At 66.4% G+C, this 20,067-nt stretch carries 14 protein-coding genes; 8 read left to right on the top strand and 6 right to left on the bottom strand.

The genetic code is table 11. The features are described 5' to 3' along the window. Positions 1 to 25 precede the first annotated feature (25 nt). Complete coding sequence (locus tag G6N57_RS24805) at positions 26 to 880, top strand: GNAT family N-acetyltransferase (protein WP_077738972.1); 855 nt, start codon at positions 26 to 28, stop codon at positions 878 to 880. A gap of 21 nt (positions 881 to 901) precedes the next feature. On the opposite strand, the gene G6N57_RS24800 is transcribed toward G6N57_RS24805, so the two are convergent. After that, complete coding sequence (locus G6N57_RS24800) at positions 902 to 2,536, bottom strand: bifunctional aspartate transaminase/aspartate 4-decarboxylase (protein WP_077738973.1); 1,635 nt, start codon at positions 2,534 to 2,536, stop codon at positions 902 to 904. Between the two features lie 44 nt (positions 2,537 to 2,580). Next, complete coding sequence (aspT, locus tag G6N57_RS24795) at positions 2,581 to 4,305, bottom strand: aspartate-alanine antiporter (RefSeq protein WP_162563908.1); 1,725 nt, start codon at positions 4,303 to 4,305, stop codon at positions 2,581 to 2,583. Positions 4,306 to 4,619: 314 nt separating this feature from the next. Between aspT and G6N57_RS24790 the strand changes: the two genes are divergently transcribed. Continuing rightward, positions 4,620 to 6,443 (top strand): penicillin-binding transpeptidase domain-containing protein, encoded by a 1,824-nt coding sequence (locus tag G6N57_RS24790; RefSeq protein ID WP_077738975.1) that lies wholly within the window; start codon positions 4,620 to 4,622, stop codon positions 6,441 to 6,443. A gap of 23 nt (positions 6,444 to 6,466) precedes the next feature. Further along, positions 6,467 to 7,054, top strand: coding sequence for a DUF1707 SHOCT-like domain-containing protein (locus G6N57_RS24785; protein ID WP_036445253.1), 588 nt, complete (start codon positions 6,467 to 6,469; stop codon positions 7,052 to 7,054). A 2-nt stretch (positions 7,055 to 7,056) separates the two neighbouring features. Here G6N57_RS24785 and G6N57_RS24780 read toward each other — a convergent pair whose 3' ends face one another. After that, positions 7,057 to 7,437, bottom strand: a complete 381-nt coding sequence (locus G6N57_RS24780) for a PaaI family thioesterase (RefSeq protein ID WP_077738976.1) — start codon at positions 7,435 to 7,437, stop codon at positions 7,057 to 7,059. A 114-nt stretch (positions 7,438 to 7,551) separates the two neighbouring features. Here G6N57_RS24780 and map point away from each other — a divergent pair, with 114 nt between their 5' ends. The 4 genes from map (at position 7,552) to G6N57_RS24760 (ending at position 11,313) form a co-directional block, all read left to right on the top strand. Next, a complete protein-coding gene (map, locus tag G6N57_RS24775) occupies positions 7,552 to 8,409 on the top strand; it encodes a type I methionyl aminopeptidase (RefSeq protein WP_077738977.1) in 858 nt (285 codons plus the stop codon). Between the two features lie 93 nt (positions 8,410 to 8,502). Then, positions 8,503 to 10,002 (top strand): cobyric acid synthase, encoded by a 1,500-nt coding sequence (locus tag G6N57_RS24770; protein ID WP_077738978.1) that lies wholly within the window; start codon positions 8,503 to 8,505, stop codon positions 10,000 to 10,002. A gap of 57 nt (positions 10,003 to 10,059) precedes the next feature. After that, complete coding sequence (locus tag G6N57_RS24765) at positions 10,060 to 10,686, top strand: hypothetical protein (RefSeq protein ID WP_097925984.1); 627 nt, start codon at positions 10,060 to 10,062, stop codon at positions 10,684 to 10,686. A gap of 63 nt (positions 10,687 to 10,749) precedes the next feature. After that, positions 10,750 to 11,313 (top strand): alpha/beta fold hydrolase, encoded by a 564-nt coding sequence (locus tag G6N57_RS24760; RefSeq protein ID WP_077738980.1) that lies wholly within the window; start codon positions 10,750 to 10,752, stop codon positions 11,311 to 11,313. A gap of 95 nt (positions 11,314 to 11,408) precedes the next feature. On the opposite strand, the gene ngg is transcribed toward G6N57_RS24760, so the two are convergent. Together ngg and G6N57_RS24750 are read right to left on the bottom strand one after the other, a co-directional pair. Next, on the bottom strand, positions 11,409 to 13,160 hold the full coding sequence (gene ngg / locus G6N57_RS24755; RefSeq protein WP_077741675.1) for an N-acetylglutaminylglutamine synthetase: 1,752 nt from the start codon (positions 13,158 to 13,160) through the stop codon (positions 11,409 to 11,411). A gap of 32 nt (positions 13,161 to 13,192) precedes the next feature. Continuing rightward, a complete protein-coding gene (locus G6N57_RS24750; RefSeq protein WP_077738981.1) occupies positions 13,193 to 14,998 on the bottom strand; it encodes an N-acetylglutaminylglutamine amidotransferase in 1,806 nt (601 codons plus the stop codon). 97 nt (positions 14,999 to 15,095) lie between these two features. On the opposite strand from G6N57_RS24750, the gene G6N57_RS24745 reads away from it, so the two are divergent. Further along, positions 15,096 to 18,425 carry a DEAD/DEAH box helicase gene (locus tag G6N57_RS24745; RefSeq protein WP_097925971.1) on the top strand — a complete coding sequence of 1,110 codons (3,330 nt, stop codon included), beginning with the start codon at positions 15,096 to 15,098 and terminating at the stop codon, positions 18,423 to 18,425. On the opposite strand, the gene G6N57_RS24740 is transcribed toward G6N57_RS24745, so the two are convergent. Beyond that, on the bottom strand, positions 18,426 to 20,015 hold the full coding sequence (locus tag G6N57_RS24740; protein WP_077738982.1) for an amino acid permease: 1,590 nt from the start codon (positions 20,013 to 20,015) through the stop codon (positions 18,426 to 18,428). Positions 20,016 to 20,067: the final 52 nt, after the last annotated feature.

Below are 20,067 nucleotides of genomic sequence, written 5' to 3'. Positions count from 1 at the left end.
TTGGCTTGAGCAGAGGGAATCGCCAATGTCGGCACCGCCGCTGTTCCGACTCGTCGACGAGCGACGGGTCTCCGTGGTGCGCGACGCCACCCCGTGTCTCCAGGTGTTCGACGAGGACCCGGTCGCGTCGTGCATGGTGGCCGCCCGCGTCGCCGAGTTCGGCGTCGAACACGGCGCGATCGGCGGGGAGCTGTGGACCAGGCGCAGTGTCACCGAGTCGCTTTGTTACGCAGGCCCCAACCTGATCCCGTTGCGTGGAGATGCCGAGGATCTCAAGGCGTTCTCGGACAAGGCGATGAGCACCGCGCGTCGCTGTTCGTCTCTGGTCGGCCGGGCCGAGTTGGTACTGCCCATGTGGCGGCGGCTGGAATCGGTGTGGGGCACCGCCCGTGACGTTCGTGAACAACAGCCGTTGATGGCGCTCGACTCGATGCCGCACTGTGTGATCGACCCGGCGGTCCGCCCGGTGCGCATGGACGAACTCGACGCCTATCTGGTGGCGGCGATCGACATGTTCATCGGTGAGGTCGGTGTCGACCCGCGGCTCGGTGACGGCGGCCGTGGCTACCGCCGCCGCATCGCCAGCCTGATCGCCGCGGGCCGCGCATGGGCCAGGTTCGAACGCGGCGAGGTCGTGTTCAAGGCCGAGGTCGGGTCGCAGTCACCCGCGGTCGGCCAGATACAAGGCGTGTGGGTGCACCCCGAGTGGCGCGGTCATGGGCTGGGCACCGCGGGGACAGCGGCCTTGGCGGCCGCCGTGGTGGGCTCGGGCCGCATCGCGAGCCTGTACGTCAACAACTACAACACCGTGGCGCGAGCAACATACGCCCGCATCGGATTTGAACAGGTCGGCACCTTCGCCACGGTGCTGCTGGACTGAGTATCGGTCTGGCCCGGGTCGCTACGACCGGGCCTTCGCCGCCTTGTACTCGGACTCGTACTGCTCGGCGACGGCGATCATCGCCTTGCCGATCTCTTCGTACTGCACGTCCCGAAGGTTCGCCAACGACACCCGGATCGACCACTCCGGCCCCTCGAAACCGCCGCCGTTCAACAACACCACCCCGGTCTGCTCGGCCAGCCGGAACAGGATGTCGGTCGGCTCGTAATTCGCCTTCACGAAGTCGATGAATCCCGGATCGCCCCGCTCGGCGGCCCAGTTCAGGAAGTCCAGTTCGACGTAGTACGCGACGCGGTTGGGATCTTTCTCGAGCTGGATCTGCATACCGTCCTGCAGCGACTTGAACCGCCTGGCGATCAGCTCCTGCGCCTGATGCTTGTAGTGGTCCGCCTGATCCAGCAGGCAGTAGGCGCTGAACAGCAGCATCTGGCACTGCTGGGGCAGGGACAGTCCCGCGGTGTGGTTGAGCGCGACATTGCGGCTGTCGGCGACCAACCGGTCGATGAACCGGATCTTGCGGGGCTGCAGGGTCAGCGGGCTGTACCGCTTGTCGAGTGCCTCCTTGTCCGCCTCCGGTAGACCGGCCAACATTTCGTCGAAGACGTTGTCCCGCGCGATCCCGATCGTGCCCAACCGCCAACCGGTGGCGCCGAAGTACTTGGAGAACGAGTACACCGTGATGGTGTTGCGAGGGGCGACACCCATCAGGGACTGGAAGCCGTCGATGAACGTGCTGTACACGTCGTCGGTGATGACGATCAGATCCTGCCTCTCGGTGTGGACGATGTCGGCTATCCGATCGAGGGTCGCCGGGGCGATGCGCACCGACGGCGGGTTGGTCGGGTTCACGCAGTAGAGGACCTTGATGTCGGGGTCCAGCAGCTTGTCGATCTCGGAATCCGGGAACTGCCAGTCGTGCCGGCCGTCCGGGTACGTGCCCGACGCCTGGATGTGGACCTGCTCGAAATTGAACTCGTCGAGTTCGGTGATCTCGAGGTACGGGGTGAAGATCGGTGTCATCAGGGCGACCTTGTCGCCGCGGTGCATCAACCGGTTGAGCATGAGCGAGTTGAAGATGTAACACATTGCCGCGGTGCCGCCTTCGACGGCGAACAGGTCGTACTCACCGAGGTCCTTGCCCGGGGCCAGTTCCTGCATCAGGTACCGCTTGGTGATCTCGTGGTTGTGCACGAGCATCCGGTCCGGCGAAGGGTAGTGGTCACCGATGATCGAGTCGGCCAGTTCCCAGACGAACGAATCGGGGTTGAAGGCGCACTGCTCGATTCCGTATTTGAGGACGCCGCTGAGCAATTCGATGCCGGGCTCACCTTGATGCTTGTCCAGCCAGATGCGGAAACGCTCGGCGATGCCGTCCTTCTGGGGCACACCGACGAGTTCCGGATCCCACTGCTTGTTGGTCCGCGACTCTTCGAGCGCGAATCCGCCCAATGCGAAGAAGGCTTCCCGGGGCGTGGGCGCGATGAAGTTCGGATTGCCGCGCCCGGCGTTGAGCATCTGAAACGTGGTGCGTTGCTCGTGTTCACCGGCGAGCTCGATCAGTTTGGACTTGAGCTCGAACGGCGACAGATGCTGCAGCTCGGCGATTTCCTCGCGGGAGATGTGTTTGAGAGTCACGTGCAGGCCTTCCGGTCGATTCGGGTCAGGATGGTGAGTCGGTATCACGCCATGAACGCGACGACGATTGCGCCGCCGATGGACAGGAAGATGTTGCCGATGGCGTACGGCACGGTGAATCCGAGTAGCGGGACACTGGATTTCGCGGCTTCACGTAACGAACCCACGGCGGCGGTGGTGGTTTGGGCCCCGGTCAGCATGCCCAGGGTCAACACCGGGTCGAACTTGAACACATACTTCGCGAGCAGCGTCATCACCACGAGCGGCACCATGGTGACGATCACTCCGGCCAGAAACAGCGACACCCCGTATTGCTGCAGGCCTTTGACGAAGCCCGGTCCGGAGGTGATTCCCACGACTGCGATGAACGCGGTCAGGCCGACACCTTCGAAGAACCACTGCGCGCCAGGGGGAATGCGTCCGAAAGTGGGGGACTTCGACCGCCGCCAGCCGATCAGCAGGCCCATCAGCAGCGCGCCGACGCTGGTGGTCAGCGACAGCGGGATGCCGGCGACCATCACCGACGGGACGCCTATCAGGGCACCGACCGCGATGCCGAGGCCCAGGGTGACCATGTCGGTGTTGGGGGTGGTGCGCTCGGGGTAACCGATGAGAGCGATGGCGTTTTCGATCAGGTGCCGCTCGCCGACGAGCAGAAGCTCGTCGCCGCGCTTGAGTCGGACCTCCGAAGCCAGCGGGATCTCCACGCCGGCACGCTTGATGCGCTTGAGGTAGACGCCGCGGAATGCCGGGTTCTCGTAGGCTTCCCGGAACGTGACGCCGTCGAGGTCGTCGTTGGTGAGCACGACGTCGAGTTCTTCCATCGCATACGACAACAACTCCGGGTCGTCGGTTTCGACACACAAGTCGGCAATCGGACCCGCAATGACCCATTCGCGGCGGCCGTTGACCGCGATGTGGTCGCCGGGGACGATTCGGGTGTCGGGATCGGCGGCGAGTTTCCGGTCCCCGTGCCGGATCTGCGAGACGAATACCCGGCCACCGGTCTGCTGCCGCAGATACTGTTCGGCCTCGGCGATGGTCATGCCCGCACCGTGCCGCTCGGGTAGCCCCCGCTCGATCCGGTAGGACCGCCGCACGATCTGATCGTATGCGGGCAGCGCATTGGCAACTTCTTCATGGAAACCCAAGCGTTTTTCGAGGTCGTGAGCGGCGGTCGGCAGGTTCTTGATGCCGAGTATCCGGGGCGCGATGTTGGCGCAGTAGATGGCCGCGCCGATGGTGCCGAAGATGTAGGTGACGGCGTAGCCCACCGAAACCAGGTCCTGCCACTGCTTTATGGTGTCGGCGCCGACGTCGAGGCCGGCGATCGAGGTCTGTGCCACGCCGATGATCGACGACTGCGTGAGTGCGCCGGCCGCGAGCCCCGCCGACAATCCAGGGTTGTAGTTGAAAATCTTGGCGAGAACGATCACCGCCGCGAAACCCACCACGATGAGGACGACGGTGAAAACCGCCTGGGGGAGCCCGTCACCTTTCAGGCCCGAAAAGAACTGCGGCCCTAGGTTGTATCCGAGGGCGAACAGGAACAGCAGGAAGAACACCTGCTTGATCACACCGTCGATATGGATGGTGTGGCCGCCGGTCTGCAGCACCGCCCCAATGATGACGCCGCACAACAGCGTTGCCGTGACGGCGCCCAACCCGAGGCCTTTGTACTGGAACTTTCCGAAGTAATACCCGCCGGCGAGGGCCAGGAAAATGGCTATCTCAGGATGATCGATAAAGACTTGGGCGATCGTGTGCAACGGCGAACTTCCCCTCGGGCGGGTGGATTTCGATGCAGTGCAGTCCAGATACTGGCACAACCCCGCGAATGTGCCGTGATTTCCGGGGAATTGAGTAACCAAGGTGTATGGCTCACCAAAAATGGGTGACCCGGTTGAAATTGGCCGGTTGATGATCAGCTGTGGCGACGTTTATCCCGTCAGCGCCGCGGTGCGCGCGGACCTGACACCGGGCGGACCCGCGTGGTGACCTCAACCTGATCTCGCGACTGTCTCGGTTCGGTATCGGTGCGCCTCCGACGAAACCGGCCTCGACGTTCCTAACATCAGCCTCAATGGCAACTCAAACATCATCAGTCACACGGACCACAGGGCTGTTCGCAGTCGTCGTGGTCCTCGGGGCAACGGCGCTGAGCGCCTGCACCCCACGTCCGGACGGACCCGAGCCCGCTGCTGAGCAGTTCTTCGCGGCGCTCGCCACTGGTGACACCGCGGCTGCCGCCGCGCTGGCGGATCGGCCCGAAGATGCCAAGACCGCCCTCAGCGAAGCCTGGAACGGTTTGCAGGCCACCGGGCTCGATGCGCAGATCCTGGGCTCGAAATACGCCCAGGACACGGGCAGCGTCACCTACCGCTACACGTGGCACCTGCCCAAGAACCGCACCTGGACCTACGACGGGCAGCTCAACATGATCCGCGACGAGGGCCGGTGGGAGGTGCGCTGGAATGCCACCGGACTGCACCCGAGGCTGGGGGAGCACCAGACCTTCGCCCTGCGGGCCGACGCGCCACGGCGGGCCTCGGTCAACGAGCGCGGCGGTACCGATGTGCTGGTGCCCGGCTACATCTACCACTACGCGCTGGATGCCCGGGCGGCCGGCAGCGCGCTGATGCCGACGGCGCGGGCCGTCGCCGATGCGCTGCGGGGTTTCGACCCGGCCCTGGGCGATCCCCAGCGACTTGCCGAACAGGCCAGCGCCTCAGCGCAGCCGATGAGCCTGCTCACGCTGAAGCAGGCCGACAATGACCGCATCGCACCCGCGATCGGCCGGCTGCGCGGTGTCGTCGTCACCCCGCAGCCCGAAATGCTGCCCACCGACCCGACTTTCGCCCCGGTGATCGTCAACGAAGTCAAGAAGTCCGTGGCCGATCAACTCAACGGTCAGCCGGGCTGGCGGGTGGTCACGGTCAACCAGAACGGCGTCGACGTCGATGTGCTCAACGAGGTGGCGGGCGATCCGGCACCGTCGATCACCATCAGCCTCGACCGCGCCGTGCAGGACGCCGCGCAGAACGCGGTCAACACCACCGGCAAGCAGGCGATGATCGTCGCGATCAAGCCGTCCACCGGCGAGATCCTGGCAGTTGCGCAGAACGCGGCCGCCGATGCCGTCGGCCCGCTTGCCACCATGGGCCAGTTCCCGCCCGGCTCGACCTTCAAGATGGTCACCGCGGGAGCGGCAATCGAGCGCGACATGGCAACGCCCAACACGCTTTTGGGCTGTCCCGGCACGCTCGACATCGGGCACCGAACCGTGACCAACTACGACGCGTTCGATCTCGGCATGGTGCCGTTGTCGCGGGCGTTCGCCAATTCGTGCAACACCACCTTCGGCGAACTCGCCAGCCGGATGCCGCCGCGAGGCTTGTCCCAGGCCGCCGCGCGCTACGGCATCGGAACTGACTACCAGGTGGACGGAATCTCCACGCTGACCGGTTCGGTGCCGCCGACGGTGGATCTGGCCGAGCGCACCGAGGACGGTTTCGGTCAGGGCAAGGTACTGGTCAGCCCGTTCGGGATGGCGCTGGCCGCCGCGACAGTGGCAGCGGGGAAGACTCCGGTGCCGCAACTCATCGAGGGGCGCCAAACCATGGTCGATCGTGCAGGCGCGCCGATCAGCCCGAAGATGGTCGACGGGCTGCGGCCGATGATGCGCCTGGTGGTCACGAACGGCACGGCCAAGGAACTCAACGGGCTCGGCGATGTGCGCGGGAAGACCGGCGAGGCGGAGTTCATGGGCGGTTCCCATTCCTGGTTCGCCGGGTACCGCGGGGACCTGGCGTTTGCCGCGCTCATCGTCGGCGGCGGCAGTTCGGAGTACGCGGTGCGGATGTGCAAGACCATGTTCGACGGGCTGCCCCCGGCCTATCTGGCCTGAACGGCGGTACCGTTGAACCTGCCATGACAGGGATCAACGAACAATCCGTGGACCTGCGCGTCTCCGATGCAGATCGCAACGGCACATTGCGGCGTCTGCACAATGCCGTCGCGCTCGGGCTGATCGACATCGCCGAGTTCGAGGAACGCTCGGCGATGGTGTCGCGCGCCCGTCTGCATTCGGACCTCGATGCGTTGGTCGGTGACCTGCCGGGCCCCGGTGCGATCGTCACCACCGCCACCGACCGGGTCGAGCTGCGCGGCGTGCTCGGCTCGCTGAAACGCCAGGGTGAATGGACGGTCCCGACCCGGCTGGCCTTGGTACGCCGGATGGGTTCGGTCGAGTTGGACCTGACCCGGGCGCGGTTCGCCGGACCGATGGTGGTCATCGAACTGGACATGAAATTCGGGTCGGTCGACATCCGGCTGCCCGAAGGCGCCAGCGCGTCGATCGATGACGTCGAGGTGATCGTGGGCAGCGCTGACGATCACCGTCGCGACGCGCCGGCCGACGGCACCCCGCACATCATCCTGACCGGCAAGGTGGTCTGCGGTTCGGTGGATATCCGTGGGCCGCGGCGCAACTGGAAGTTGACGCTGCGCCGGTCCTGACGTCAGCGCGGTTCAAGTACTGCGAACGTCAGCGTCGCGCGGGCGGCCAGCCGATCTCGGGTGGTGTCGGTGACATCGACCGACGTCACAATGAGGCGCTTGCCTGCCCGCACCACCCTCGCCTCGGCGCGGGCCGTGCCCATGATCGGGGCCAGGAAGTGGATGTTGAGGTCGGCGGTCGTCACGTCGTAACCGACACCGCTGGCGTTGCCCGCCAGCATTCCGGCCGCGATATCGATCAGGGTGGCCACCAGGCCGCCCTGCAGCGCGCCGCGGACGTTGGCGAGGTCGGGCCGGTTGTCCATCTCCAGCACCAGCCGGTCGGCGCTCGACTCCACCTCGCGGTAATCCAGCAACTGCAGGACATGAGCGGTTTCGGTCATCGCCGTGCCTCGGTCATCCCCGTACGGTAACACCATTACCGCTTCCCGAGAGGCTCGCTCTCCTCGGTGTCACCGCAGCGCCTCGGTGGTTACGGAGGCGATTAAGCTGTCCACATGCCAGTTCGTACCGCTCTGCGCCCCGGCGTGCTCTCGCCGACCCTGCCGGTTCCCAAGTCGATTCCGCGGCCGGAGTACGCCTGGCAACCCACGGTGCAGGAGGGCAGCGAGCCCTGGGTGCAGACCCCCGAGGTGATCGAGAAGATGCGCGTCGCGGGCCGGATCGCGGCCGCCGCCCTGGCCGAGGCGGGCAAGGCCGTCGCGCCGGGCGTCACCACCGACGAGCTCGACCGCATCGCCCACGAGTACATGATCGACCACGGCGCCTATCCGTCGACGTTGGGCTACAAGGGCTTTCCCAAATCCTGCTGCACCTCTCTGAACGAGGTGATCTGCCACGGCATTCCGGACTCGACGGTGATCGAGGACGGCGACATCGTGAACATCGACGTCACCGCCTACATCGACGGCGTACACGGCGACACCAACGCCACCTTCCTGGCCGGCGACGTCTCCGAGGAACACCGGCTGCTCGTCGAGCGCACCCACGAGGCCACCATGCGCGCCATCAAGGCGGTCAAGCCCGGCCGCGCACTGTCGATCGTCGGCCGCGTTATCGAGGCCTACGCAAACCGGTTCGGCTACAACGTCGTTCGTGATTTCACCGGCCACGGGATCGGCACCACCTTCCACAACGGGCTGGTGGTGCTGCACTACGACCAGCCCGCGGTCGAGACCGTGCTGGAGCCGGGCATGACCTTCACCATCGAACCGATGATCAACCTCGGGTCGCTGGACTACGAGATCTGGGACGACGACTGGACCGTGGTGACCAAGGACCGCAAGTGGACCGCCCAGTTCGAACACACCCTGGTGGTCACCGAGGACGGCGCCGAGATCCTGACGGTTGCCTGACGCTCCGGCCGTGACCCTTCTCCCGCGAGCAGACGTAAAACTGCCCTTTTTGCACCCGAACAGGGCAGTTTTGTGTCCGCTCGCGCACGGAAAATGAGCGGCGCACTACTGGTCGCGGGGACCACCTCTGACGCCGGTAAGTCGATGGTCGTGGCCGGATTGTGCCGGCTGCTGGCCCGCAAGGGCCTGTCCGTGGCGCCGTTCAAGGCCCAGAACATGTCGAACAACTCGGCGGTCACCGTGGACGGCGGCGAGATCGGCCGGGCCCAGGCCATGCAGGCCCGCGCGGCCGGACTGGCGCCGAGCACCCGGTTCAACCCGATCCTGCTCAAGCCCGGTGGGGATCGCACGTCACAGCTGGTGATCCGGGGCCAGGTGGCCGGGACGGTGGCCGCGGGCGACTACTTCACCCACCGTGACCGGCTCGCCGCGGTCGTCACCGAGGAATTGGCCTCGCTGAGATCCGAATTCGACGTGGTGATCTGCGAAGGTGCGGGCTCGCCGGCCGAGATAAACCTGCGCGCGACCGACCTGGCGAACATGGGGCTGGCCCGCGCCGCGGACCTGCCGGTCATCGTGGTGGGCGACATCGACCGCGGCGGACTGCTGGCCCACCTGCACGGCACCGTGGCCGTACTGGACCCCGACGACCAGGCGCTCATCGCGGGATTCGTCGTCAACAAGTTCCGGGGCGACCCGGCCCTGCTGGAACCGGGGCTGCGCCAGTTGCTTGAGCTGACCGGTCGTCCCACCTACGGGGTGATCCCGTTCGACGACGGGATCTGGCTCGATACCGAGGATTCGGTGTCGGTCAGGCCAGGTGGCGTGGTGGGCACACCCCAACCGCCTCGCGGGGCGCAATCGCTCACTGTCGCCGCGATCCGGTTGCCCCGCATCTCCAACTCCACCGACATCGAGGCCCTGGCCTGCGAACCGGGTGTCGTGGTGCGCTGGGTCGCCGACGCCGCCGATCTCGCCGACACCGACCTCGTGGTCATCCCGGGGAGCAAGGCCACCGTCACCGACCTGGCCTGGTTGCGGCAACGCGGCCTGGCCGAGGCCATCCTGGCGCATGCCGCGCAGGGACGGCCCGTGCTCGGGGTGTGCGGCGGGTTCCAGATGCTGTGCCGCCGCATCGACGACGCGGTCGAATCCTCGAGCCCGGACCCTGTCGAGGGTCTGGGTCTGCTCGATGCCGACATCGAGTTCGCCACCGAGAAAACGCTGCGGCACTGGGAAAAACCGTTGTGGGGCTACGAAATTCATCACGGTCAGGTGACTCGTGCGGCAGCCGACGACTGGCTCGGCATCGGGCTGCGCCGGGGCGCTGTCTATGGCACCCATTGGCACGGCCTGCTCGACAACGACCGCTTGCGCCGGGGCTGGCTGACCGAGATCGCGGTCAGCGCCGGCCGCAGCGAGTTCGTGGTTGCTGACGATACCGACGTTCGGGGCCGACGTGACGCTCAGCTGGATCTCATGGCCGACCTGCTGGCCGCCCACCTCGATATCGGGGAGTTGATGGACCTGGTGCGGCACGGGGCGCCGTCGCGGCCCACCATGAGCACTGCGCTCCTCGCCCCACGTCGGTAACCTGGGCAGATGTTGCGGTGCCATCGATGGGTGGCAACTTTGGTCGGGTTGGTCACCATGCTCGCGGTGTCCGGCTGCGCCCCGGTGGTCGCCGGGACCCCGACCTGGCCGGGCGCCACCATGGAGAAGGTGTTGCTGACACCCGCCGACTTCCCGCCCGGCGTGCAGGTCGACCGGGTCACCGATGACGGCCTGGGCCCGGGCGGATCGGGTGGACCGCCGCCGATGCTGTCCACCCCGGCCGGATGCAGTGACGGGCTGACGAAGGTGATCGCCGAATCCGCCGAGCGGGGCCCGGGCAGTGCCGCGCAGATCATCGCCGCCTACGACGGGGCGCGCATGGTGCTGACCGTGATGGCCTCGCCACTGCCGCTGGACCGGTTGGCGGCGACCGCAGAGCGCTGCGCGAAGTTCTCCACCTACTTCGATCCTGCGGACGAAGGCATCCCGATGACCACCACCCAACTGACGGCGCCGCGCGCGTCGGCGTTGGCCTATCAGCAGACCATGCAGCTCGGCGGCAGGGATGAGAGCATCTTCTTCGCCTTCGAAAACGTCGGCAACTGGGCGGTTTTCGGGATTGCCTTCCCGACGCAGGATCCGTCGATCGCCGCCAAAGGTGTATTGCCACAGACATTTCTGGACGTTTTCGGCATGCAGGCGGAACGTCTGTCCACTCGTTGACGCAAGCGTCAAGACAATGTTGATTTCGACCCGCCCGTCGCTACTGGACGGTAGTTTGTCCGAATGCTTACCACCGTCGCGACGATCGACGGATTCACCACACCCGTCGACGTCTCGGGACCCGAGCAGGGTTCCACCGTGGTAGTGCTCAGCGCCGGCCACCACGGTCCGGCCGCATACGAGCCGATCTGCCGGCGCCTGCACACCGCGTCTTTGCGCACCGTGATCATCGGTCCCGATCCACGACTGACCGCCAAGTCGGTGGTCGGCATTCTTGATTCGCTCAACATCAAATGGGCACTGCTGGTCGGCGACCGGCTCGGGGGAGAACTCGCCTGGGAGCTCGCCGCGACCCGGTTGGACAAGTTCATCGGCCTGGTCGTGGTGGATCGTGGTCACCCCCGCGTCGCCGACGCCACCGGATCGATCCGCGACGACGATTGCCCGCCGGTCGAGATGAACACCACCGTGCTCGTCAGCTCTCCGGCTGCCCGGGCCGTCGCCAAGGCCAGCCAGCGGTACGTCTACGGGGACTTCCGGCTCGTCGAGATCGCGGGACGGCGCAATGCCGGTGACTCGACCGCTCAGCTCGCCGCCGAGATCGTGCTGCGCACCAGCAGCTGGTAGCAGCGCTCAGCCAACCGCATCGAAGGAACCGTGATTTGTGCACGATTCTTCGCGGCTGACGCGGAAAATCGTGCACAAGTCACACGGTTTGCCGCTCAGTCAACCGCCTCCGAAGGTGTCCAGGCTTGCGGCAACCCCGGCTGCTGCGGGAACAGGAAATCCACGAATGCGGCCGCGGTGGGTTGCGGCTCGTGATTGGCCAGGCCCGGGCGTTCGTTGGCCTCGATGAAGACGTACTCCCGGCCCGTCACGTCCGGTACCAGCAGGTCGATCCCCGTCACCGGGATGCCGATCGCCTCGGCGGCGGTCACGGCAACCCGGCACAATTCGGGGTTCACCTCCGCGGTGACATCGTGAATCGTTCCGCCCTGATGCAGATTCGCCGTCCGCCGCACCCGCAGGCGCTCGCCCTCGGGCAGCACGTCGTCGAATGACCAACCGGCCTCGGCAACCGTGCCCTTGGTGACGTCGTCGATCGGGATGCGCGATTCGCCGCCGGTGGCGGCGGCCCGGCGCCGCGACTGCGTCTCGATCAACTCACCTACCGTGTGCTTTCCGGTACCGACGATCTCGGCGGGGCGGCGGATCGCCGCGGCCACCACCTTGCCGTTGATCACCACCAGCCGAAGATCGTCGCCGGAGGCGCGCTGCTCGATCAGCACCTCCGGGTACTGCTCGCGGGCCCGGTGCAACGCCGCATCCAGCTCGTCGCCGCCGTCCACCCCGACCGTGATGCCCTTGCCCTGTTCACCACGGGTGGGCTTGACCACCACGTCGCCTACCTCCGCCAGAAACTCGTGGTCCTCGTGGTCGAAGGTGGCCAGCCGCCCCTTCGGCACCGTGATACCGGCCTCGGACACGATGCGCCGGGTCTGCCGCTTGTCGTCGCAGCGCGCCATGGCCACCGCAGAAGTGAACTCCGACAGTGACTCTCGGGTGATCACCGTGCGGCCGCCGTGTGACAGCTTCATCTCTCCCGCTCCGGCGTCGAGCACCTCGACCCGGATGCCGCGCCGCATTGCCTCGTCGGCGATGATGCGCGCATACGGATTCAGATCGTCGACCGTCTCCGGCGGATGGGTGAACAACGGCTCGTTGATCGCGTTCTTCCGTTTGACGGCGAGCACCGGCACCCGGTGGAAACCCAGCTTCTCGTACAGCGCGATCGCCGCGGAATTGTCATGGGCCACAGACAGATCCAGATAGGCCCGACCCCGCTCACGGAAGATGCCTGCCAGCGTGCGGGTCAGTGCGTCGCCGACCCCGGGTAGCCCGGCCGCCGGGTCCACCGCCAGGCTCCACAGGCTCGACCCGTCCTCCGGGTCGGCGAACAACCGCTTGTGGTCCACACCGGTCACCGTGCCCACCACGGATCCGTCGTCATCGCGGACCGCGACCAGATAGACCACCGCGGGAGTAAGGGTGTGGTTGTGCCAGATGACGTCGACTGGTGCCGGCACCATCCCGCACCGCACGTACACCCGGTTCATGGCGTCGGCGTCCATCGGCGTCTGGAGGGTGCGCACGGTGAACCCGACAGGTTCGGCCGCGGCGAGTTCGTCGGTGAACCGCAGCCGGTAGGTGTGGCTCGGATCGATGAACAATTCGGCGGGGGAGCGGGCGATCAGTACGTGCGATTCGCGCGCGTAGATGCAGATGTCGCGCCGACCCGGACCCTCTTGCTGCAACACCTCGGCAAGCTGCTCGGGATCGGCGAAGGTCTGACCGAAAATCAATCGGCCCCAACCTAATTCGAGTACCACGTCATCGGCCATGGCGTCGACGAGGTGCTGCGGCGAGGCGTCGTGCAGGCCCAGTGTGATCGCCTCGGTGTGGTCGGCCCCCATCGGAGCCTCCGATGCGTCGTGGTCAGTGGCGGTCACGCCGCGGCCCCCGTCACCCCGTGGCGCTGCAACCACAACTCCAGCAGCGCGATCTGCCACAACTCATTGCCCCGCAGCGGGGTCAGTCTGCCGTTCGGGTCTGCCAGTAGGCGGTCGACGGCGTCTGGCCGGAACAGGCCGCGCTCCTTGGCTTCCGGCGCGTACAGCGCATCACGGACCATGTCCAGGTAGGGCCCCTCGAGGTGGGTCAGCGCAGGCACCGGGAAGTACCCCTTCGGGCGGTCGATCACCGCTGCCGGAATCACCCGGCGCGCAGCTTGTTTGAGCACACCCTTGCCGCCGTACGCGGTCTTCAGTCCCGGCGGGCAGGTGGCGGCCAACTCGACGAGTTCGTGATCGAGGAACGGCACGCGGCCTTCCAGCCCCCACGCCATGGTCATGTTGTCCACGCGCTTGACCGGATCGTCGACCAGCATCACGGTGGTGTCCAGACGTAACGCCCGGTCCACGCCGGTCTGTGCGCCCGCCGCGGCGAAGTGATCTCTGACGAACACTCCGCTGGGATCGCCGTCGGCCCAGTATGCGTCGCTGATCAGCGCGCCCACTCCGGCGCTGTCCCGGTCGAAGAACGCACCCCGGTAGCTGGCCACCGAGCCGTCGAGACCGGCCGCACCCGGCTCGGCCATCGGCGGATACCAGTGGTAACCGGCGAACACCTCGTCGGCGCCCTGTCCGGACTGCACCACCTTGACGTGCTTGGCCACTTCCTGGCTGAGCAGATAGAACGCGACGCAGTCATGGCTGACCATCGGTTCGCTCATCGCTCCGATCGCTCCGTCGAGAGCCGGCAGCATGCGGTCGGTGTCGATCCGGATCTGGTGATGGTCGGTCTCGAAATGCTCGGCGATGATGTCGGAGTACTTGAACTCGTCCCCGGCCACCCCGCCCACGGACTCGAAACCGATCGAGAAGGTGGACAGGCCGTGCTGGCCGGCCTCGGCGAGCAGCCCGACGATCAGAGAAGAATCGACGCCGCCGGACAGCAGGCATCCGACGGGTACGTCGGCGACGAGCCGACGCTCGACCGCTCGCCGCAGCGACTCCAGTACCGCGTCCTCCCAGTCCCGTTCAGACCAGTCGGCCCGGTCGGCGTGGCGGGTGAAGTCCGGCGACCAGTACACCGTGGTGTGCCGGCTGCCGTCGGGCTCGATCGCGACCACCGACGCGGGCGGCACCTTCTTGATCCCCTGCAGGATCGTCAACGGCGGCGGGACCACCGAATGGAAGGTCAGGTAGTGGTGCAGGGCAATCGGGTCGATCCGGGTGTCGATTCCACCGCCGGCCAGCAAGGCGGGCAGCGACGACGCGAACCGGATCCGGTGGGCGTCTTCGGTGATGTAGAGCGGCTTGATACCGAGCCGGTCCCGGCCCAGCAGCACCCGGCCGGTGTCGCGTTCGACGATCGCGAAGGCGAACATCCCCATCAGGTGCTCGACGAACCGGTCGCCCCAGTGGTGATAGGCCTTGAGCAACACCTCGGTGTCGCTGTGGGAGAAGAAGCGGTACCCGTGCCCGGACAGTTCCCGGCGCAGCTCTTGGTAGTTGTAGATGCAGCCGTTCCAGCAAACGGTCAATCCGAGTTCGGGATCAACCATGGGCTGGGCGCCCGCTTCGGTCAGGTCAATGATTTTCAGGCGGCGGTGACCCAGCGCGACCCGGCCTTGCGACCACACACCGGCCGCGTCCGGGCCCCTGGGTGCCATCGCGTCTGCCATGGCCGACACCGCTGAAATATCCGGTGTCCGGCCATCGAGACGCACCTCCCCGGCGGCTCCACACATCAGTTCGACCCTACACAGGATCTGTCGACGGCGCGCCACCCGCGGTGTGTCGGGGGTGTGACCAGGACATGTCGGACACTGGCCCTATCCTCCTCGCATGAGGCCTGAATTCGGCTTCGGGATAGCCCGTGACGAGCTGATTCGCGATTTCGGCGCGCAGTCGACCGTGCGCGGTGAGCGCTATGCCGCCGAGGGCCGGGTCCGTGACATCGAGTTCGATGCCGACGAACGTCTGCTGCGCGGACGGTGCGTGGGCTCGCATGGTCAGCTGTACGTCCTTGAGGTCGGACTGTCGCCGGGAAGTCGGGCTGTCGTCGAGTGGGCACTGTGTTCATGCCCGGTGGGGTCGTTCTGCAAACATGCGGTCGCCCTGGTACTGGCGGCGGCACCTCCGGACCCGGCGCACCCTCCGGTGGAGCGGTGGCGCTACGTGCTCGACAAGGTGCTCGACGAGGTCGCCGGTCCCGATGATGGTGGCAAACCGATCGCGCTGGAATTCTCGGTGACCGGGCCGACGCGCTACCGCCCGGGTTCCGTGCTGACGGTGCGCCCGCTGTCCCTGGGGAAACGCGGCACCTGGATCAGCCGGGCACTGACGTGGCGGCGCCTGGTCGACTACGCCGAGCCCGGCGAGTTCGACCACGATCAATACCGCGCGGTGCGGGCGCTGCTGTCGGACATCGTGCGTTACTCGCCGCCGCACGGCGGGGGCGAGGGCATGGTGCTCAACGGAATGCCCGCGACGCTGTGGCCTCGGCTCGCCGAAGTGCTCGATTCAGGGGTGACCGTTCTGGCCGACGCCGCGAGCGGCATCCGGGCGGTCGAACTGGTCAAGAACGTCCACCTGCGGTTGGACTTCGCGGCCGAGGGCGCCGGCGGTGCGGTGATGTCGGTGACGCTGATCGTCGACGGACAGGACAGCGACCCGGACGGGGTCGGGTTGCTCGGGATGCCGGCCCCGCACGGGATGTTTCAGGTTGTCGACTCGGTGCTGCGGCTGGGGGCGTTCGACCCGGTGCCGGGGCGCACCATGGCCGAGTTACTGGGGCACCACGAGCAGGTGCACATCCCGGCCGACATGGCGCGCGAACTCGCTGTCGACATCCTGCCGCGCCTGGCCGGCACAGTGGACATGGAAGTCGCCGACGGTCTGTTCGTGCCGCCGGCCATCACGGGCCCCTTGCCGGCGTTGACGGTAAAGGTGGTCGACGGCGGCGCACGAGCGTTCTGGAGTACGCGGTACCAGGTCAACGATCAGCATCACGACTTCGATCCGATGTCCGCGGCCGGGTTGATCGGGTACCGGGATGCCGCGGCCGAACAGGCGCTCTGGCAGCGGGTACTGCCCGCGTTGCAGGCGGTCGCGGCGGCGGCGCAAGACTGGAAACGTCAAGCGTCCCAGCACGTGAACCGCCGGATCACCACGACTCTGGATACCGATGCCGTCCACGAGTTGCGGGCCATCGTCAACGCTGCGAGCTCCCGGGATGCCGTCGCGGTGGCGTCACAGCGGACGCTGCTGGGCGGGGTGATTCTCACCCGCGTGGAGGCCGCGGTGCTGTGCGACCAAACGTTGCCGCAGCTGGACTGTTTCGCGGACCTGACGATCGACGCCGATGACCGGTACCGGGCCGCGGGCGCAGATCCGGTGTTGTCGTTCTCCGGCGACACCTCGCTTCCGGGGGACTGGTTCAGCCTGAACGTCACGGTCAGCGTGGACGGTGAGACCGTGGCCCTACCCGACGTCATCCGCGAATTGGCCTCGGGTGCAACGCACATGCTGCTGCCGTCGGGGATCTACTTCCGGCTCGACACGCCTGAGCTGGTCCGGTTGCGGGCGTTGCTCGACGAGGCGCGAGCGCTCGGGGAGATCGACGGGGACCGGGTCAACGCCGCGTCGCTGAACATCACCCTGTGGGACGAACTGCTCGAACTCGGTGTCGTCGACGAGCAGCTCGCCCGGTGGCGGGCCAACCTGGCGCGGCTGGCCGCGGCCCGTCCACCGGTGCCCGTCGACCCGCCTGCGGGGCTGGCGGCCGAGCTGCGCGACTACCAGCGGGACGGGCTGGACTGGCTCTCATTCCTGTGGGACAACGGGATCGGCGGGGTCCTCGCCGACGATATGGGCCTGGGAAAGACCGTGCAGACGCTGGCGCTGATCACCCGCGCCGTGTCCGGCGGTGCAGGCAAGTTCCTGGTGGTGGCGCCGACCAGCGTGGCGCGCAACTGGGTGGCCGAATGCCGCAAGTTCACCCCAGGATTGAACGCGGTGGTGGTGACCTCGACCGATGCGCGAGCCGCCGTGGGGCTGGCCGAACAGGTGGCGGAGGCCGACATCGTCGTCACGTCCTACACTCTGCTGCGCATGGATGTCGCGGCATACTCGCAAATCCAATGGGCCGGAATGGTTCTCGACGAAGCGCAGTTCGTCAAGAACCACCACAGCAAGACTCATCAGGCCGCGCGGCTGCTCGACGTGCCGTTCAAGTTGGCCATCACCGGCACCCCGATGGAGAACAACCTGATGGAGTTGTGGTCGCTGCTGTCGATCACGGTGCCCGGGTTGTTCCCGTCGCCCAAGGTGTTCGAGACCTATTTCCGCAAACCGATCGAATCGGGTCAAGCCGACGACCTGCTCCCGGTGCTGCGCCGGCGGATCAAACCGGTGCTGTTGCGACGCACGAAAAGCCAGGTGGTCCGCGAGCTTCCGGCGAAGAGCGAACAGGTGCTCACCATCGGCCTTGGCGCCAAGCACCGCAAGATCTACGACACGCGGCTGGCCCGGGAACGGCAGAAAGTGCTCGGGCTGCTCGGGGACTGGGAGAAGAACCGGTTCCAGATCTTCCGCTCGCTAACCCTGCTGCGGCAGCTGAGTCTGCACCCGGGACTGGTCGACGACGCCGCACGTGCGGTGGGGTCGGCCAAGATCGACTTCCTGGTCGAACAACTGGATCAGCTGGTCGCAGAAGGTCACAGTGCGCTGGTGTTCAGCCAGTTCACCGGATTCCTCGCGATCGTGCGGGCACACCTGGATTCGGCGGGTATCGCCTACAGCTACCTGGATGGCTCGGTCGACTCCGACGGAAGGGCCAGGGCCATCGAGGAATTCGGTGCCGGCACCAAGCAGGTGTTCCTGATCAGTTTGAAGGCGGGCGGGTTCGGGCTCAACCTCACCGCCGCCGACTACTGCTTCCTGTGCGATCCGTGGTGGAGCCCGGCCGCTGAGGCGCAAGCCGTCGACCGGGCCCACCGCATCGGGCAGACCCGGCCGGTCACCGTCTACCGGCTGGTCGCGGAGAACACCATCGAGGAGAAGGTGGTCGCGCTGCAGGACCGCAAGCGGGCCCTGTTCGCCGCGGTGGTCGACGACGGGGATCTGTTCGGCTCGACCATCTCCGCCTCCGACATCCGCGAACTGCTCGGGTGATCAGCCCGGTAGCTCGGCGCCGGCCGCGTCCACCTGCTTGATCGGACCGGTGAACCAGTGCTTCACCGACACGTGCCAGTAGATGAACAGCAGCACCAGCACGCCGCCGACCAGCAGCGGCGTGTAGTTCACGAACTTCCACTGGAAGCTCGGATCCCACGGCATGCCGCCCAGCGAGGTCGGGAACATGGCGATGATCGAGGTGACGATGATCTCGACGATGGCCACCGGCGCCATCCACTTGTACTTGTTGCCGACATTCCATTTGCCCTGCTCGAAGGAGTCGCCGGCCTTCCACCGGAAGTAGATCGGCACCGCGAAGCACAGGTACAACCCGACCACACCGATCGAGACGACCGCAAAGAACGCGACCGGGGAGGGCACTTCCACACCGTTGACCGGAATCTTCACGGGCACGATGGCGGGCAGCGTGATGATCGCCGCGATCACCGCGGTGATGATCACCGCATTGGCTGGCACGCGGGTGGCGCTGACCTTCGACCACAACTGGTGGCCGGGGACCGCGCGGTCGCGGCTGAACGCGAACAGCATGCGCGAGGCGCTGGTCTGGCAGGCGGTGGTGCAGAACAGCTGCCCCGCGGTGGCGATCAGCAGTACGACACCAGCCCACTTCGACCCCAGTGCCTGGGTGAAGATCGTCGCCACAGCTCCACCGTTGGCCGATACCTCGTCGGAGTTCTGCACCGCAAACAGGAACGACAGCAACAGGATCCAGCCACCGATCGCCGAGTAGAAGATCGACTGCCAGATGCCCTTCGCGGCGGCGTTGGCCGCGCTCTTGGTCTCCTCGGACAGATGCGCCGACGCGTCGTAACCGGTGATCGTGTACTGAGTGAGGATGGCCGAGATGGGCAGCACGAACAGCAGGAAGCCCCAGCCGGACGTGGAGCCGGAGAAGATCCCGGAGTTGTTGATCGTCTTGGCGAAAACATCGGAGACAGTGGCGTGTTGGTCCGGAAGCAGCCACAGGATCGCGATCACCGCGGTGGCGCCAGCGACATGCCACCACACCGAGACGTTGTTGATGACGGCCAGCAGGTGTGACGAGAAGATGTTGATCACGGCCGAGGCCGCCAGAATGACCAGGAACATGATGAACACCCGGGTCAGGCTGTATCCGGCGAGCCAGGACTCACTGAACGTCCCCAGCGTCAGGTCCAGGAATGTCGCGCTGCCGTACGACACCGACGCCAGGATCGCGACCAGACCGATCAGGTTGAGCCAGCCGGTGTAGAACCCGGCCTTGGGGCCGCCGAGTTTTGAAGCCCACCAGTAGATCCCGCCCGAGGTCGGGTAGGCGGAGACGAGCTCGGCCAGGCAGAACCCGATGATCAGGATGAAGACCGAGACGATCGGCCAGCCCCACGCGATGGCGGCGGGGCCGCCGTTGTTCCAGCCGAGCCCGAACGAGGTGAAGCAGCCCGCCAGGATCGAGATGATCGAGAACGAGATGGCGAAGTTGGAGAATCCCGACCAGGACCGCTGCAATTCCTGGACGTAACCGAGTTTGGCGAGATGTTGTTCGTCGTCGGAAAGGTGTTCGGCGAGTTCTTCGTGCCCCTCGGGCATGGCGGCTCCTCGTATGCAGGGCGGTGGGCGGTCTGCACACGGACAATAGAAC

Source organism: Mycolicibacterium boenickei (genome assembly GCF_010731295.1).
Classification (GTDB): Bacteria; Actinomycetota; Actinomycetes; order Mycobacteriales; family Mycobacteriaceae; genus Mycobacterium; species Mycobacterium boenickei.
This window is presented reverse-complemented; position numbering and strand designations above follow the sequence as displayed.

Coding starts and splice junctions, on each gene's coding strand:
- G6N57_RS24765 (WP_097925984.1), top strand. CDS start 10,060: ATGCTCGCGGTGTCCGGCTGCGCCCCGGTGGTCGCCGGGACCCCGACC.
- ngg (WP_077741675.1), bottom strand. CDS start 13,160: ATGGGGGCCGACCACACCGAGGCGATCACACTGGGCCTGCACGACGCC.
- G6N57_RS24740 (WP_077738982.1), bottom strand. CDS start 20,015: ATGCCCGAGGGGCACGAAGAACTCGCCGAACACCTTTCCGACGACGAA.
- map (WP_077738977.1), top strand. CDS start 7,552: ATGCCAGTTCGTACCGCTCTGCGCCCCGGCGTGCTCTCGCCGACCCTG.
- G6N57_RS24785 (WP_036445253.1), top strand. CDS start 6,467: ATGACAGGGATCAACGAACAATCCGTGGACCTGCGCGTCTCCGATGCA.
- G6N57_RS24770 (WP_077738978.1), top strand. CDS start 8,503: ATGAGCGGCGCACTACTGGTCGCGGGGACCACCTCTGACGCCGGTAAG.
- G6N57_RS24760 (WP_077738980.1), top strand. CDS start 10,750: ATGCTTACCACCGTCGCGACGATCGACGGATTCACCACACCCGTCGAC.
- G6N57_RS24790 (WP_077738975.1), top strand. CDS start 4,620: ATGGCAACTCAAACATCATCAGTCACACGGACCACAGGGCTGTTCGCA.
- G6N57_RS24750 (WP_077738981.1), bottom strand. CDS start 14,998: ATGTGTGGAGCCGCCGGGGAGGTGCGTCTCGATGGCCGGACACCGGAT.
- G6N57_RS24805 (WP_077738972.1), top strand. CDS start 26: ATGTCGGCACCGCCGCTGTTCCGACTCGTCGACGAGCGACGGGTCTCC.
- G6N57_RS24745 (WP_097925971.1), top strand. CDS start 15,096: ATGAGGCCTGAATTCGGCTTCGGGATAGCCCGTGACGAGCTGATTCGC.
- G6N57_RS24780 (WP_077738976.1), bottom strand. CDS start 7,437: ATGACCGAAACCGCTCATGTCCTGCAGTTGCTGGATTACCGCGAGGTG.